12 protein-coding genes, 2 tRNA genes and 1 pseudogene are annotated in these 15,531 nt (G+C 63.7%); all 15 read left to right on the forward strand.

Annotation, left to right across the window (positions count from 1 at the left end; all coding sequences use genetic code 11):
- Window positions 1-55: 55 nt before the first annotated feature.
- Window positions 56-129 (forward strand) — tRNA-Gly (locus AS26_RS11520).
- Window positions 130-134: 5 nt separating this feature from the next.
- Window positions 135-210 (forward strand) — tRNA-Arg (locus AS26_RS11525).
- A gap of 142 nt (window positions 211-352) precedes the next feature.
- The gene (gene tig / locus AS26_RS11530) at window positions 353-1,660 is read left to right on the forward strand and encodes a trigger factor (protein WP_062309661.1); all 1,308 of its coding nucleotides are present in this window, start codon (window positions 353-355) and stop codon (window positions 1,658-1,660) included.
- 79 nt (window positions 1,661-1,739) lie between these two features.
- A complete protein-coding gene (gene clpP / locus AS26_RS11535) occupies window positions 1,740-2,336 on the forward strand; it encodes an ATP-dependent Clp endopeptidase proteolytic subunit ClpP (RefSeq protein ID WP_062309664.1) in 597 nt (198 codons plus the stop codon).
- A 70-nt stretch (window positions 2,337-2,406) separates the two neighbouring features.
- Window positions 2,407-3,678, forward strand: a complete 1,272-nt coding sequence (clpX, locus tag AS26_RS11540) for an ATP-dependent protease ATP-binding subunit ClpX (RefSeq protein ID WP_062309666.1) — start codon at window positions 2,407-2,409, stop codon at window positions 3,676-3,678.
- A gap of 99 nt (window positions 3,679-3,777) precedes the next feature.
- On the forward strand, window positions 3,778-5,454 hold the full coding sequence (lonB, locus tag AS26_RS11545; RefSeq protein ID WP_062309668.1) for an ATP-dependent protease LonB: 1,677 nt from the start codon (window positions 3,778-3,780) through the stop codon (window positions 5,452-5,454).
- Window positions 5,455-5,539: 85 nt separating this feature from the next.
- Window positions 5,540-7,975 (forward strand): endopeptidase La, encoded by a 2,436-nt coding sequence (gene lon, locus AS26_RS11550; protein WP_062309670.1) that lies wholly within the window; start codon window positions 5,540-5,542, stop codon window positions 7,973-7,975.
- A complete protein-coding gene (gene yihA, locus AS26_RS11555) occupies window positions 7,972-8,631 on the forward strand; it encodes a ribosome biogenesis GTP-binding protein YihA/YsxC (protein WP_062309672.1) in 660 nt (219 codons plus the stop codon). Before lon ends, yihA begins: the two co-directional genes overlap by 4 nt.
- Window positions 8,632-8,744: 113 nt before the next feature.
- Window positions 8,745-10,109, forward strand: a complete 1,365-nt coding sequence (gene hemA / locus AS26_RS11560) for a glutamyl-tRNA reductase (protein WP_245629746.1) — start codon at window positions 8,745-8,747, stop codon at window positions 10,107-10,109.
- 14 nt (window positions 10,110-10,123) lie between these two features.
- Window positions 10,124-10,915, forward strand: a complete 792-nt coding sequence (ccsA, locus tag AS26_RS11565) for a cytochrome c biogenesis protein CcsA (protein ID WP_245629747.1) — start codon at window positions 10,124-10,126, stop codon at window positions 10,913-10,915.
- A 19-nt stretch (window positions 10,916-10,934) separates the two neighbouring features.
- The gene (gene hemC / locus AS26_RS11570; RefSeq protein WP_062309678.1) at window positions 10,935-11,852 is read left to right on the forward strand and encodes a hydroxymethylbilane synthase; all 918 of its coding nucleotides are present in this window, start codon (window positions 10,935-10,937) and stop codon (window positions 11,850-11,852) included.
- A gap of 1 nt (window position 11,853) precedes the next feature.
- Window positions 11,854-12,597 (forward strand): uroporphyrinogen-III synthase, encoded by a 744-nt coding sequence (locus tag AS26_RS11575; RefSeq protein ID WP_062309687.1) that lies wholly within the window; start codon window positions 11,854-11,856, stop codon window positions 12,595-12,597.
- Between the two features lie 5 nt (window positions 12,598-12,602).
- Complete coding sequence (gene hemB, locus AS26_RS11580) at window positions 12,603-13,583, forward strand: porphobilinogen synthase (protein WP_062309691.1); 981 nt, start codon at window positions 12,603-12,605, stop codon at window positions 13,581-13,583.
- A gap of 12 nt (window positions 13,584-13,595) precedes the next feature.
- The gene (hemL, locus tag AS26_RS11585) at window positions 13,596-14,903 is read left to right on the forward strand and encodes a glutamate-1-semialdehyde 2,1-aminomutase (protein WP_062309689.1); all 1,308 of its coding nucleotides are present in this window, start codon (window positions 13,596-13,598) and stop codon (window positions 14,901-14,903) included.
- A gap of 110 nt (window positions 14,904-15,013) precedes the next feature.
- A pseudogene (locus AS26_RS11590) lies at window positions 15,014-15,531 on the forward strand (hypothetical protein); the annotation flags it as partial.

Here is a 15,531-nt window from a genome sequence, read left to right on the forward strand (position 1 = left end):
CGCTATCTTGATATCCCTTGCCTGATCGACTAAACTATCGAAGGTGGTATGATATGCGGGTGTAGTTCAACGGTAGAACTCCAGCCTTCCAAGCTGGCGGCGGGGGTTCGACTCCCCTCACCCGCTCCACTCGTGTCTCAGTAGCTCAGGGGATAGAGCAGCGGTCTTCTAAACCGCGGGTCGGGGGTTCAAATCCCTCCTGAGACGCCACGCGGGCAAGCCATGAGCACCCACCGGGGTGCTCAATTCACAGATGGGCCTCGCACGCGGTTCGAGCGAGAGTGGTGACCGCGAACGCGCGCACGCGGGTTCGTCGGATGGTTTGTGGGACACAGTTAGGAGGAACGGTTGAATGGCAGCAAAGTGGGAAAAGACTGGCGCAAATGTGGGTGTGCTCGAGGTGGAGGTCGACAGCGAGCGATTCGCCCAAGCGCTGGATGAGGCATTTAAACGCGTGGTGAAGCGCGTTGTCGTTCCGGGCTTCCGGAAGGGAAAGGTTCCGCGCAAGCTGTTCGAAAAACGGTTTGGCGTGGAGTCGCTGTACGAGGACGCGGTCAACATCCTCTTGCCGCAGGCCTATCAAGAAGCCGTCATGGAAACCGGGATCGAGCCGGTGGATCAGCCGGCGGTCGATGTCGTCCAGGTGGAAAGCGGGAAGCCTTTCATCTTCAAGGCGACCGTCACCGTGAAACCCGAGGTGCACCTCGGTGAATATAAGGGCATCGAGGTTCAGGACAAGGTGTTCGAGGTCACCGACGAAGATGTGGAACGGGAGATCCAGAACATCCTGCGGAGCCATGCCCAGATCGAGACCGTAGAAGACGGAGCGGTCGAAAAGGGCGATGTGGTCACCATCGATTTCGAGGGAACGGTGGACGGCGAGCCTTTCGAAGGCGGAGAGGCCGAGGGCTTCCGGCTGGAGATCGGCAGCGGATCGCTCGTGGCGGGCTTTGAAGATCAGTTGATTGGCATGAAGCCCGGTGAAGAGCGAGACATCGAGGTGACCTTCCCAGAGGAGTATCACGTGAAGTCCTTGCGCGGCAAGGTGGCGCGCTTCCACGTCAAACTTCATGAGATCCGTCGGCCTGTGCTGCGCGAGCTGAACGACGAGTTTGTGCAGGAGGTCAGCGAATTTCAGACGGTCGACGAATACGTCGCTGACCTTCGCAAGAAACTCGAAGAGCGGGCAAAACTCGACCATGAGCGATATATTGAGAATGAGGTCGTGAGGAAGGTGGCTGAGGGGGCGACCATCGAGATCCCGCCCGTGATGGTCGAGCGGGAAATCGATCATCAGATCGGCCACTTCGCGCAACAGTTGCAAATGCAACAGATTCCGCTAGAAGCGTACCTGGAGTTCACGGGGTTGACGATGGAGGAATTGCGCGACCAATACCGCGAACTGGCGGAGCAAAATGTCCGCACGAGCCTTGTGCTCGAAGCCATCGCTGACGCGGAGAAGGTCGAGGTCACCGAGGAAGACGTGCAACAGGAGATTGCGCGCATGGTTGAGCAGACAGGTCTCGAGGCGGGTCGCGTGCGCCAGCTCCTGAGTTTCCGAGATCCGGAGCTCGCGAGCCTGCGGGCGGATCTCAAGACGCGCAAGACGGTGCGCTTGTTGGTGGAACAGGCGAAGATCGTGCCGCCGACCGACAACTAATCGAGGCGATTGAAGCACAAGACAAGGCCCGGGCCTTGTCTTGTGCTCTACATGGCCGCAGGGAGAGGGAGGCTGTTGCATGTATTATCCGATTCCGTACGTAATCGAACAGACGAGTCGCGGCGAGCGGACATATGACATTTACTCTCGGTTGCTGAAGGATCGGATCGTGATCCTGGGAACGCCGATCGACGATCAGGTCGCGAACTCGATCGTCGCACAGCTTCTGTTCCTGGCGGCCGACGATCCCGAGAAGGATATTCAAATGTACATCAACAGCCCTGGCGGTTCTGTGACCGCGGGCATGGCCATATACGATACCATGCAACACATCCGCCCGGCGGTCTCCACGTTGTGCATTGGCATGGCCGCGAGCATGGGCGCATTCCTGTTGGCGGCGGGTGAGAAGGGAAAACGGTATGCGCTGCCGAATGCAGAGATCATGATTCACCAGCCGCTCGGCGGCGTCGAGGGCCAGGCTTCGGATATTAAGATCCACGCGGAGTGGATCTTAAAGACAAAGGATAAGTTGAATCGATTGCTTTCCGAACGGACGGGGCAGCCGCTCGAGGTCATCGAGAGGGATACGGATCGCGACCACTTCATGACGGCCGAGGAGGCAAAAGCCTATGGCCTGATCGACGAGGTGTTGCATCCGCTGCATCCGATTCGGTGAAGATGGGAAATCGGATGCCTTTGCCTTGTGCGGCCGGTGTGGTAACCTCGTAACAGGAGGGGAACGAACCATGTTCAAGTTTAACGAGGAAAAGGGCCAACTGAAGTGCTCCTTCTGCGGCAAGACGCAGGAGCAAGTGCGGAAGTTGGTTGCTGGCCCCGGCGTATATATCTGTGACGAGTGTATCGAGCTGTGCAACGAGATTGTCGAGGAACAGCTCGGTGAAGACGACGACTTCGAGCTGAAGGATGTGCCGAAGCCGACCGAGATCAAGGCGGTTTTGGATCAATATGTCATTGGTCAAGAGCACGCGAAGCGGGCGTTGTCTGTCGCGGTATACAACCACTATAAGCGCATCAACGCTGGCTCGCAGAAGAACGACGACGTGGAGCTGTCGAAGAGTAACATCTTGCTCATTGGGCCCACGGGCAGCGGCAAGACGTTGCTCGCGCAAACCTTGGCGCGGACGCTCAACGTGCCGTTCGCCATTGCCGATGCCACGTCACTCACGGAGGCCGGCTATGTCGGCGAGGACGTGGAGAACATCTTGCTCAAGTTGATTCAGGCGGCCGACTACGACATCGAGAAGGCAGAGCGCGGGATCATCTATATCGACGAGATCGACAAGATTGCGCGCAAGTCGGAAAACCCGTCCATCACGCGCGACGTCTCCGGCGAGGGCGTGCAGCAGGCTTTGCTGAAGATCTTGGAAGGCACCATCGCAAGCGTGCCGCCGCAGGGCGGAAGAAAACATCCGCATCAGGAGTTCATTCAGATTGATACGACGAACATCTTGTTCATTTGCGGCGGGGCGTTCGACGGCCTGGAGACCATCATCAAGCGCCGGTTGGGGAGCAAGGTCATCGGGTTTGGCGCGGCCGGATCGGCCTCCAGTGAGGCCAAGGACTCTGCCATCCTTCAGCACGTGTTGCCGGAAGACCTGTTGAAGTTCGGGTTGATCCCGGAATTCATCGGGCGCTTGCCTGTCATTGCGACGCTGGATGCTCTCGACGAAGAGGCCTTGAAGCGCATCCTCACGGAACCGAAGAACGCGATTGTGAAGCAGTTTCAGAAGTTGCTGGACATGGACAACGTCGTGCTGGAGTTTCACGAGGACGCGCTTGAAACCATCGCCAAAGAGGCCATTCGCCGGGGCACGGGCGCGCGCGGGTTGAGGGCCATCATTGAGTCCATCATGCTCGATGTGATGTACGAGTTGCCTTCCCGCGACGACGTGCAAAAGTGCATCATCACGAAGGCTGCCGTGTTGCGCGAGGGACCGCCCATTGTCCTCCGCAAAGATGGCACGGTCATTCCCTTCCAGCGAGAAGAGACTGCGTGATGGCGGTTTTGGGGCCAGCCCCAGTGGGCTGGCTCTTCGTTTATCCCCCTTCCTGCCGGGCAATACTGCATAGCGCAGCAGGAAGAGGGAGGGACCCGGATGACGGCCAGTATTTTGGCAGCCGTGCAACTGTTCTTTGCGCTCGTGATTGGGATGTATTTTTGGAATTTGCTACGCACCCAGAATCAGAGCCGACACGCCATCGAGCGCGAGTCGAAGAAAGAACTGGAGAAGTTGCGTCGGATGCGCGCCATCTCGCTCACGGAACCGCTTGCGGAGCGCACCCGGCCGCAAAGAATTGACGATATCATCGGCCAGCAGGACGGCGTGCGCGCGCTTCGCGCTGCGCTGTGCGGGCCGAATCCCCAGCATGTGATCATCTACGGGCCGCCGGGCGTCGGCAAGACGGCGGCCGCCCGCCTGATTCTCGAGGAAGCTAAGCGGACGCCGGGCTCGCCGTTCAAACCGGATGCGAAGTTCATCGAACTCGATGCGACCACGGCGCGCTTTGACGAGCGCGGGATTGCGGATCCGTTGATTGGCTCCGTGCACGATCCGATCTATCAAGGCGCGGGCGCCATGGGCATTGCGGGCATTCCTCAGCCCAAGCAGGGCGCCGTCACGAAGGCGCACGGTGGGGTGCTGTTCATCGACGAGATCGGCGAATTGCACCCGATTCAGATGAATAAGCTGCTCAAGGTGCTCGAGGATCGAAAGGTGTTTCTCGAGAGCGCGTACTACAGCAGCGAGGACACGAACATTCCGATGCACATTCACGACATCTTTCAGAATGGCTTGCCCGCCGACTTCAGGCTCGTCGGGGCGACGACGCGATCGCCAGAGGAGTTGCCGCCGGCGCTTCGTTCGCGCTGTGTGGAAATCTTCTTCCGCGCCCTCACGCGAGAAGAGATTCGCCAGGTGGCCGAGGGTGCGGCGAACAAACTCGGCATGCCGCTCGAAGAGGGCGCGGCGGAAACCGTCGCCGATTACGCGACGAATGGGCGCGACGCGGTCAATCTCGTCCAGATGGCGGGAAGCATGGCCATGATCGAGCGGCGAGCGAGCATTCGGCGCGAGGATATTGAATGGGTCGTCGAGTTCAGCCGGCTCACGCCGCGGCCGGACCGGAAGGTGGCGGACAAGCCGCAAGTGGGCGTCGTGAATGGCCTGGCTGTGTATGGGCCACAGATCGGCATGCTGCTCGAGATTGAAGTGACGGCCACTCCCGCACCGGCCGGAGACGGCCGCCTGATCATCACAGGACTCGTGGAGGAGGAGACGATTGGCGGGCGGGATCGCTCTGTTCGGCGGAAGAGCATGGCCAAGTCGTCGCTCGAGAATGTATTGACCACGTTGGACCGCCTTTTTGGCATCCGAGTCTCCGACTACCACCTGCACGTCAACTTTCCGGGCGGCGTCCCTGTAGATGGGCCCAGTGCGGGTGTCGCCATGGCGGTGGCGATTTACTCGGCCATCCGGAAGGAGCCCGTGCTGCATACCGTCGCGATGACGGGGGAACTCTCCATCCTGGGTTTGGTCCGTCCGGTCGGCGGTGTGACGGCGAAGATTGCCGCGGCGGCCGAAGCGGGTGCAAAGGTCGTGCTGATTCCCAAGGCGAATTGGCAGGAGTCCTTCCGCCATCGCGCGGACATTCAGGTCGTCCCCGTCGAACGGCTGGAAGACGTGCTGCGCCTTTCGCTCGTCGGCGGGCTCGATGATCCCGGCGTCCGGCCTGACGTGGCGGCGGCCATCATGCAGAAACCGCTGGCGCAGTGAGATCTGCACCGCGGCGCGTTCGACTTTGCCGCCGCGATTGGATACAATGAAGGGCATCGTCAGGGAGAGAGTTCGGAGGTGGGGGATGGTGACCGAGGGGCATTCGGCGCCACAGACCAAGGACGTGTATCCGCTGCTGCCGCTCCGCGGGCTGCTCGTGTTCCCAGGCATGGTCCTGCATTTCGACGTCGGTCGGCCGAAGTCCGTCCGCGCGCTGGAGCAGGCGGTCTCGGGCGACCACCTCATTGTGCTGGCGTCCCAAGAGGACGGCCAGGTGGACGATCCGTCCGCGGACGACCTGTACCGGGTCGGCACGCTCGCCCGTGTAAAGCAGATGCTCAAGTTGCCGAACGGGACCATCCGCGTGTTGGTCGAGGGCCTGAAGCGCGCCGTGGTGCGCGAGTTTGTGTCGGAAGAGGAGTCGTTCACCGTGCGCGTCGAGACGTACGATGAGCCCGAGGAGGTGTCCGCCACCCCGGCCATCGAGGCGATGCGCCGTTCCGTCACCCAGCAGTTCGAGCAATACGTGCGCCTGTCCCGCAAGCTCGATCTCGACACGTACGCGACGGTCGTGGACATGTCGCACCCGGGCCAGTTCGCGGACGCGGTGGCTTCCCACCTGCCCTTGAAGGTGCGGGAGAAACAGGACATCCTCGAGGCGTTCGACATCGAGAAGCGCCTCGAGCGCCTTTTGCAGATCCTGTCGGATGAGCGCGAGGTCCTCGAGCTCGAGCGAAAGATCCACCAGCGCGTTCGCAAGCAGATGGAGCGGACGCAGAAGGAATACTATCTTCGCGAGCAAATGAAGGCTATTCAGCGCGAACTCGGGGACAAAGAGGGGCGTCAAGCCGAGGTCGACGAACTGCGCGAGAAACTCGCGGCGAAACCCATGCCGGACGACGTCCGCGATCGGGTGGAAAAGGAAATCGCGCGCCTCGAGCGGATTCCGCCCGCATCGGCCGAAGGCACAGTGGTGCGGAATTACGTCGAATGGTTGCTCGCGCTGCCGTGGCTGGAGATGGCGAAATCGTCGGCCGACGTCGCGCGGGCGGAGCGCATTCTGAATGAGGAGCACTACGGCCTCGACAAGGTCAAGGAGCGCATCCTGGAGTTCATCGCCGTGCAGGCGCTCACCGACAAGCAGGCGGGCCCCATCATCTGTTTGGCCGGACCGCCTGGCGTCGGGAAGACGTCGCTGGCGCGGTCTATCGCAAAGTCGCTCAAGCGGCCGTTTGTGCGCGTGTCGCTCGGCGGCGTGCGCGACGAGGCCGAGATCCGGGGCCATCGTCGGACGTACATCGGTTCCATGCCCGGGCGCATTCTACAGGGCATGCGTCAGGCCGGCGTCATGAATCCCGTGTTTTTGCTTGACGAGATTGACAAGATGGCCAGCGACTTTCGGGGCGATCCGGCGTCGGCCATGCTTGAAGTGCTCGATCCTGAGCAGAATCACGCGTTTTCCGACCACTACATCGAGATTCCATACGACCTGTCCAACGTGCTGTTCATCACGACGGCCAACAATGTCTACCAGATCCCTGCTCCGCTTCGCGACCGCATGGAGGTCATCCAGCTCTCCGGGTATACGGAGATCGAGAAGCTTCACATCGCCAGGGAGCACCTTTTGCCGAAACAGCGTGCCGCTCACGCGCTCAAGGGAGATCGGATTCGCATCTCGGACGACGTGCTTTTGGAGATCATTCGCCACTACACGCGCGAGGCAGGCGTCAGGCAGTTGGATCGGCAGTTGGCCGCCGTCTGCCGCAAGGTGGCGCGGGCCGTGGCCGCCGGCGAGGCAAAGCGCGTGACGGTCACAAGCTCGGTCCTCCAGTCGTATCTGGGGCCGCGCAAGTATGAGTTCGGCGAGATAGAGGCGGAGGATCAGGTTGGCGTGGTCGCCGGGCTCGCATGGACGGAAATGGGCGGCGACCTTCTGCTGGTCGAGGTCTCGATCGTGCCTGGTTCGGGAAAACTCGTGCTCACGGGGCAACTGGGCGACGTGATGAAGGAGAGCGCGCAGACGGCCTTGTCGTACGTTCGTTCCCGCGGCCGCGCCCTAAGGCTCCCGCCGGATTTTCACGAAAAGGTGGACATTCACATCCATGTCCCGGAGGGCGCCATCCCCAAAGACGGGCCTTCCGCTGGCATCACGATGGCCACCGCGCTGGTCTCCGCGCTGACGCACATCAAGGTGCGCCGCGACGTGGCCATGACCGGCGAAATCACGCTGCGCGGCCGAGTCCTCCCGATTGGCGGGCTCAAGGAAAAAAGCCTTGCCGCCCACCGCGCGGGCATTCGCACCATTCTCATCCCAAAGGGGAACGTCAAAGACCTCGACGACGTGCCGGATCTGGTGAAGTCCGAGGTGGCCTTCGTTCCGGTCTCGCACATGGATGAGGTTTTGCGCCTTGCGCTCGTCGACAATCCGCTCGATCACGCCGGCGGTTCACTGACAGACGAACCTTGGTGGACGGAAGTGTGGTCGGACAGCCGACTCGGAGGGGGAGAGGCGCACCAGTGATCATCCGCAGTGCTGAACTGGAAGCGGTGACGGTTCGGCCGGATCAGTGGCCGAAGACCTTGTTGCCCGAATTCGCGTTCCTCGGCCGGAGCAACGTGGGCAAATCCACGTTGCTCAACCGGCTCTTGAACCGAAAGCAGCTCGCGCGCGTCTCGTCACAACCTGGGAAGACACGCCAGATCAATTTCTATCTGATCAATGGAGCGTTTCGGTTTGTCGACCTCCCGGGCTATGGATACGCCGCAGTCAGCAAGCAGCAGCGCGAGCGGTTTGCGGCGATGATCGACCGGTATCTGAACCAACGGGCGAGCTTGCGGCGAGTCTTCCATCTCATCGACATTCGCCACGAGCCGACCAAGGACGACGTCGCGGTTCACGCGGGTCTGCTCGAGCTTGGTGTGCCTGTGTCGGTGGTGGCGACGAAAGCGGATAAAATCGGGAAAAGCCACGTTTCGAAGCACGTGAACGTGATTCGCGAGACGCTTCGCACGCCGGTCGACATCTGGCCGGTTTCTGCGGAGAAGCGCACGGGACTCGAGGCGCTGTGGGCCGTCATGGAGGGCGATCTCGCCGCGCCGGACGCGCCGAGCCACCAGGTCAACTCGTCCGATCCCGACCTTTCCCTTGCCGCGGCGGACCCAGAGCAGCAGTCGTGAGGAGCGAGGCGCGAACCGAAGCGCCGATGAACGTTCAAGGGAGCGTCACAGCCCAGGGGTTTCGGCGCTTGGGCGGGCGCTCCCCCTGCTATATAATGTTGGAGGACGCGGGGGTGAGGTGCGTGAAAATCTTTGTCGTGGGGCTCAGCCACAAAACGGCGCCCGTGGAACTGCGTGAGCGCGTGAGCCTCGGCGAGACCGAGGTTCGTCACGTCTTGACGCAGCTCCGCGATTCGCGAACGGTCCTCGAGAGTGTCGTGGTGTCCACCTGCAACCGTCTCGAGATCTACGGCCTCGGCCCGAGCGCGCGGGCCGGATCCGATTTTGCGCTCTCCGCTGTGGCCAACCACGCGGGCGTGGATCGAGACGAGCTCAAGCGCCATGCCTATCTCCGGGAAGGGGAAGATGCGGTGCGGCACGCCATGCGGGTGGCGTGTGGGCTCGACTCGGTGGTGTTCGGCGAGACGCAGATTTTGGGTCAGATGCGCGACGCATACCAGCTAGCGCTTGAGGAGGGGGCGACCGGTTCGGTGTTCAATCGGCTGTTCCGCGAGATCATTCACGTGGGCAAGCGGGCGCAGACCGAAACGTCCATCGGCCGCGAGGCCGTGTCCGTCAGCTACGCCGCCGTACAGCTGGCGCGCAAGGTGCTCGGAGAGCTTCGCGAGAGACAGGTGGTCGTGATCGGCGCAGGGCACATGGCGGGGCTCGCGGCTCGCCATTTTGCCGCCCAACAGCCGAAGTCCCTTCTCATCTTCAACCGGACGCTCGAGAGGGCGCGGGCGCTCGCCGGCGAAGTCGGAGGGGACGCTCGTCCGCTGGACGAAGAGGGGATTGCGGAGGCGCTGATCCACGCCGACGTGGTGCTGAGCGCCATCGGCCGAGGGAAGTACGTGGTGACTAAGGAAATGGTCGCGAACGCGCTGGCGGCGAGGCGGGGGCGGCCGCTCGTCATCCTGGACATCGCCGTACCGAGGGACGTGGATCCTGACGTGCCGCGTTCGGCGTCGTTGTATCGGTACGACGTGGACGACCTCGAGGGTGTCGTCGCGGCGAACCTCGAGGAGCGGGTACGCCAGGAGGCTGCGGTGGCGGCGATGATCGAAGAGGGCGTGCGGGCCTTCTCGCAATGGCTCGCGGAGCAGGCGGTGGTGCCCATCATCGCCGCGCTTCACCAGCGGGGAGAGGCCATCGAGCGCGAGGTCATGGCGAGTCTCCTCCGCAAACTGCCGCACCTCACGGAGCGGGATCAGAAGGTCATTCACAAGCACATGATGAGCATCGTGCATCAGCTGTTGCGCGAGCCTGTGAAAAACGTCAAGGAGCTGTCGCTGCAGTCGGGCGATCCGACTTACGCGGAGACGCTCGCCGCGCTGTTTGGCTTGGCGCCGGAGCCGCGTCACAATCGCGTTCGCGTCGAGTGGGGAGAAACGCCTTCCCATGCGGCTGATGCTGTGCCGCGGCCGGCGCTCTCCTAGGGTGATCGATCGACATGGGGACGTGGTATGTCCTGAGCATGGTCGCGTATGCGCTGGCGCTCGTGTGGTCGGGGTGGGCGTTCGCCCAGGCGCGCCCGTCATCGCCGCGCGTCGGCTACGGGCTGTTTATGGCGGCCTTCGCGCTCGTCACCGTGGTATTTCTCAGCCGATTGGCTTCTCTGCGCGGCGCGGCAGATTATTCGCGTGGCGATCTCGCCCTGTTCATCGCGTGGCTGATGATCACCATCACGGTCGCGATGGGGCGCGGCGGCGCGTCGAGTCCGGTGGCCTTGCTGCTGAACGCCGTGGGGTTCGGCTTGGCGCTTTTGGCGGGAGGTCTGCAGGCGCAGTCGAGCGCGCCGTTTCTCCCCGCGGCGAGCCTCCTCGCGCTCCATGTCGCGCTGGCGGTTCTCGGAGACACGGCGTTTGCGTTCAGCTTCTCGTTTGCCCTCATGCATCTCGTGCTTGAGGCGCGCCTTCGCCGCCGATTGTTCGACCGCTGGTATCTGCACCTGCCTTCGCTCGCCACGCTCGACAGCTTGGCGCTGTTCGCGAGCGCGACGGGGGCAGGTTTGCTGTTTCTGGCCATGGTCACGGGGCTCTGGTGGGGCGACAGGGTGCTTCACCAGTGGCTGCTGACGTGGCCCAAGTTCATGGTCACGGCGTTTTGCCTGATGCTTTATGTCAGCTACTTGGTCTGGCGCGTGCACCGGAGAGTTGCGACCCGCGGCATGATGGTCTTTCAGATCCTTTGCTTTGTCGCGGTGCTCTCCAATTTGCTGTTTGTCGGCGGAAGGCTGCCGTGATCCGAGGGAGGATGGACGGTTGCGCACCTTACGAGTCGCGACGAGGCGGAGCGCGCTCGCGCTCACGCAGACGAACTACGTGGTGGAACGGTTGAAGCAGGTGACGCGCGGCGTGGACTTTGAACTCGTGCCCATCCGGACGCGCGGCGACGAGATCGTAGATCGGGCCCTGTCGGAGGTGGGGGGCAAGGGGCTGTTTGTCGCGGATATCGAGGAAGCGCTCGCTACGGGACGGGCGGATCTCGCGGTGCACAGCCTCAAAGACGTCCCTTTTGAACTGCGCGACGGCCTCACCATCGGGGCCGTGCCGCGCCGCGAAGACCCGAGGGACGCTCTCATCAGCCGGACGGGCCAAGGGATGTTCGACCTGCCGCCGGGCGCGCGCGTGGGGACCAGCAGCTTGCGACGGCAAGCGGCCCTCCGCCGCCTCCGGCCGGATCTCGTCGTGGCCACGCTTCGCGGCAACGTCGACACGCGGCTCCGGCGCCTCGAGGAGGGCCAGTTTGACGCCATCGTGCTCGCCGCAAGCGGGCTGCACCGCCTAGGGCTGGGCGACAGGATCACCGAATACCTTCCCGTGGATCGCTTTGTCCCCGCGGTTGGTCAGGGCGCGCTTGCGGTCGAATGCCGAGCCGAGGACGATGACGTGATGCAGTGCCTCGCCGCCATCGCGGATCCGGATGCCACCCGCGCGGTCGAGGCGGAGCGCGCCTTCCTCTCGCGGCTGGAGGGAAGCTGCCAGGTGCCCATCGGCGCCTACGCCGAACCCGTCGGGCGCGACCTCCGCCTGCTCGCGTTTGTCGCTGATCCGTCCGGCTCGCACTGCCTCCAGCTTGAGCGAACGGCCGCCGACGCCCGAGCGCTCGGCATCGCGCTGGCGGAAGAGGCACTGCGCCAGGGCGCCGCGGACTGGCTCAGACCCGGGCGAGGTGATTGAGATGCCGCGGCCCGGCATCATCGTGACGCAGTCCGGAGATCGGGGCGCTCTCCTCGCTGGAGCGCTTTCCGATCGCGGGTTTTCCGCCGAGCATCTGCCGCTCATCGAGACGGTGCCACTGGCTGAGGCGGTGAAGCAGCTTGCTGCTGGCGCGGCGGACGGCGACGCGTGGGTGTTCACCTCGTCCGCGGCCGTCCGGGCCATCGCAGGGCACGAACGGGCCGTGGCGAAGCTTCGGGCAGCGCCAGCGGCCTATGCGCTCGGCGCCGGCACGTGGCGAGCGCTTCAATCTGTCGCCCCGCAGTCCGTGTGCTTTTCGGGCGTGCGCGGCGCGCAGGACTTTGCAAAGCGGCTCGTCGAGACGTGTCCACCGCCTTGCGGCTTCATCTTCCCGCGCGGGCGCCTCACCCTCGAGGCGCTGCCTGACGAACTGCGCCGCGCGGGCCGCCGCGTGCAGGAGTGGGTCGTGTATGACACCGTCCTCCAGCCGTGGGCCGCGGATCGGCTGACGGCGCGCACCGGCGATGTCGTCGTCGTCTTCAGCCCGTCCGCCGTCGCGGCCATCGCCGCGCACGTTGCGCGCGACCTGATCTTTGCGCCCGGGCGTTTCATCTGGCTGCCGTTTGGCGCCACCACCGCCCGCGCCCTCCGTCAACTGGGCGTGCAACACCTCGCGCCGCCGCCCGAGCCGTCGCACGAAGCGCTGATTCGCCATCTCGAGACTTTGTATCCGTTGGGAGCGTGATGCACATGATTCCATTTCGCCGCCACCGGCGCCTGCGCCGCACCCCATATCTGCGCGATCTCGTTCGGGAGCACCGCGTCCACGCGGACGATCTCGTCTACCCCATGTTCGTCGAGGAGGGACTTCAGGGGACTTCGCCCATCCAGTCCATGCCGGGCGTGGCGCGCTATGGCCTGGACGCGCTGCGCAAGGAAATCGCGTCTCTGTCGGAAATTGGGCTGAAATCGGTGATTCTCTTCGGCATTCCTCGCGAGAAGGATGAACGCTCGTCGTCCGCCTATCACGAGCACGGTGTGGTGCAAGAGGCCATCCGCGCCATCAAGGAGGAAAACCCCGACCTCGTGGTCATGACGGACGTGTGCCTGTGTGAATACAATCCGCTCGGCCAGTGCGGCCTGGTGCAAGACGGAAAGATTGTGAACGATCCGACGCTCGAACTGCTGGCGAAGACCGCCGTGTCGCACGCGCAGGCGGGCGCGGACATCGTGGCGCCTTCCGATATGATGGACGGGCGCGTGGCCGCCATTCGGGCTGCGCTGGATGCGAACGGATACGAGGACGTGGTCATCCTCTCATACGCGGTGAAATACGCGTCGTCGTTTTACGGTCCGTTCCGCGACGCGGCGGATTCGGCGCCGCAGTTCGGCGATCGCAAGAGCTATCAGATGGACCCGGCCAACGGGCGCGAGGCGATGCGCGAGGCGAGATCGGACCTGGAAGAAGGGGCCGACATGCTGATGGTGAAACCGGCGCTCGCGTACATGGACGTCACGGCCCGCCTGCGCGAAGCATTCGATGTGCCCATCGCCACGTACAACGTCAGCGGCGAGTACAGCATGGTCAAGGCGGCAGCGCAGCGCGGGTGGATCGACGAACGCGCCATCGTCATGGAAATGATGACGTCGTTCAAGCGCGCGGGCGCTGATCTGATTCTCACGTATCACGCGCCGGACGTGCTTCGCTGGCTGCGGGAGGATGAGCGCTGAGGAGGGGTGGACATGGTCGGAGAGCGATCCAAGCAGGCATTCACGAGGGCGCAGCGCGTCCTCGTGGGGGGCGTGAATTCGCCCGTCCGTGCGTTCCGCGCGGTCGGCGGAACGCCGTATTTTGCGGATCGCGGCGAGGGGCCGTACCTGTATGACATCGACGGCCACCGCTACATCGATTACCTCATGAGCTGGGGCCCGCTCATCTGGGGCCACGCGCACCCGGAGATTGTGCGCGCCATCACAGAGACCGCGGCGCGCGGGACGAGCTTTGGCGTGCCGACCGAACTCGAGACCGAGATGGCGGAGGCGATGGTGGAGCTCGTGCCCTCGGTTGAGAAGGTGCGCATGGTCTCGAGCGGCACCGAGGCGACCATGAGCGCCATCCGCCTGGCTCGCGCCGCCACAGGCCGGACGGCCATCGTCAAGTGCATCGGGTGTTACCACGGACACGCTGACTCGTTTCTCGTCAAGGCCGGATCGGGCGTGGCCGCCCTCGGACTTCCGGATTCGCCCGGCGTGCCGCAGTCCGTGGCGGAGCGCACGCTGACGGTGCCATACAACGACGCCGACGCCATGGAGAAGCTGTTTGCCGATCGCGGCGACGAGATCGCGGCGGTGATTTTGGAGCCGGTGGCGGGCAACATGGGCTGCGTGCTGCCTCTGCCCGGGTACCTGGAGGCGGTGCGCGAAATCACTCGCCGCCACGGGGCTCTGCTCATCTTCGACGAGGTCATCACGGGCTTTCGGGTCGGCCTGGGCGGTGCCCAGGCGCGGTTTGGGGTCATGCCGGATCTGACGACGTTCGGAAAGGTCATCGGCGCCGGCCTGCCGGTGGGGGCGTACGGCGGGCGCAGCGATCTCATGGCGCTCGTCGCGCCGGAGGGGCCCGTGTACCAGGCGGGCACGCTCTCTGGCAATCCGCTCGCCATGGCGGCGGGCCTCACGTCGCTTCGCATGCTGAAACAGGCGGCGGCCGATGGCGCCTACGAGCGCCTTGAAGCCTACGGCCAGAGGCTCGCGGAGGCGTTCTGCCGCTTGGCCGCAGCGCACGGGCTCCCGGCGACCGGCCACGCCATCGGCGGCATGTTTGGCCTCTTCTTCCACGAGGGGCCCGTCGTCGATTTTGAGACGGCGAAAGCGTCGGATCAGGCGCTCTACGCGGACTTCTTCCATGAGATGCTGGCGGAGGGCGTGGCGTTTGCGCCCGCTCAGCTGGAGAGCGGCTTCATGTCGATGGTGCACGGCGAGGCCGAGATCGAGCGGACCATTGCGGCCATGGAGCGCGTCTTTCCGCGCATCGCAGAGCGGCGGCGATAAGGCGCCGTCTTGCCGTCCCTTGCCCCGGCAAACCGCGGCACCATCGACATATCTCGCCCCTGCGGGACATAGATTGGTGGTGGAATCCTGCGGTTTGAGGAGGGGCTCGAATGTCCGAAGTTTCGCGCGAACTCTTGATTCGGCTGCCGGTCGATCAAGAAGTCTACGCCGAACAAGTCGCCTCCGGCGATGTGGTGCAAGATGCGACCGTCGCGACGGAAATCGTCGCGTTCGACCAGGACCGCGATACGTACCAGCTTGAGGGCGCGATCGTGTTTGCAGCCTATGTGCAAAAGGCGTCGAACGGCGATGTGGTCCACGTTCATCAGCGGCTTCCGTTTCTGCTGCGCGTGCCCGTGTCCGCGCAACAGGCGGGCGTATTGAACGTCAAGAGCCGGCTCGCGGGCGTGCAGCTTGAGGTTTCGGGTGACGCGTGGCTCCATTTGGGCGGTTGGCTCGAGGTGCACGGGCTGAACGGCTCCCAAGGGTACCTGTTTCGCTGCGGAGCCCAGGAGGTTCAGGAGACGTCTTCGAACGAGGAAGCTCGACGCGGAGCGAGCGAAGAGCCTCCTCAGGACGCCGCGGACGCCGAGCTGGAACCCGCCTTGCGCGGCGAACCGCACGAGGG

The organism is Alicyclobacillus sendaiensis NBRC 100866, from assembly GCF_001552675.1.
GTDB classification, from domain to species: Bacteria; Bacillota; Bacilli; order Alicyclobacillales; family Alicyclobacillaceae; genus Alicyclobacillus; species Alicyclobacillus sendaiensis.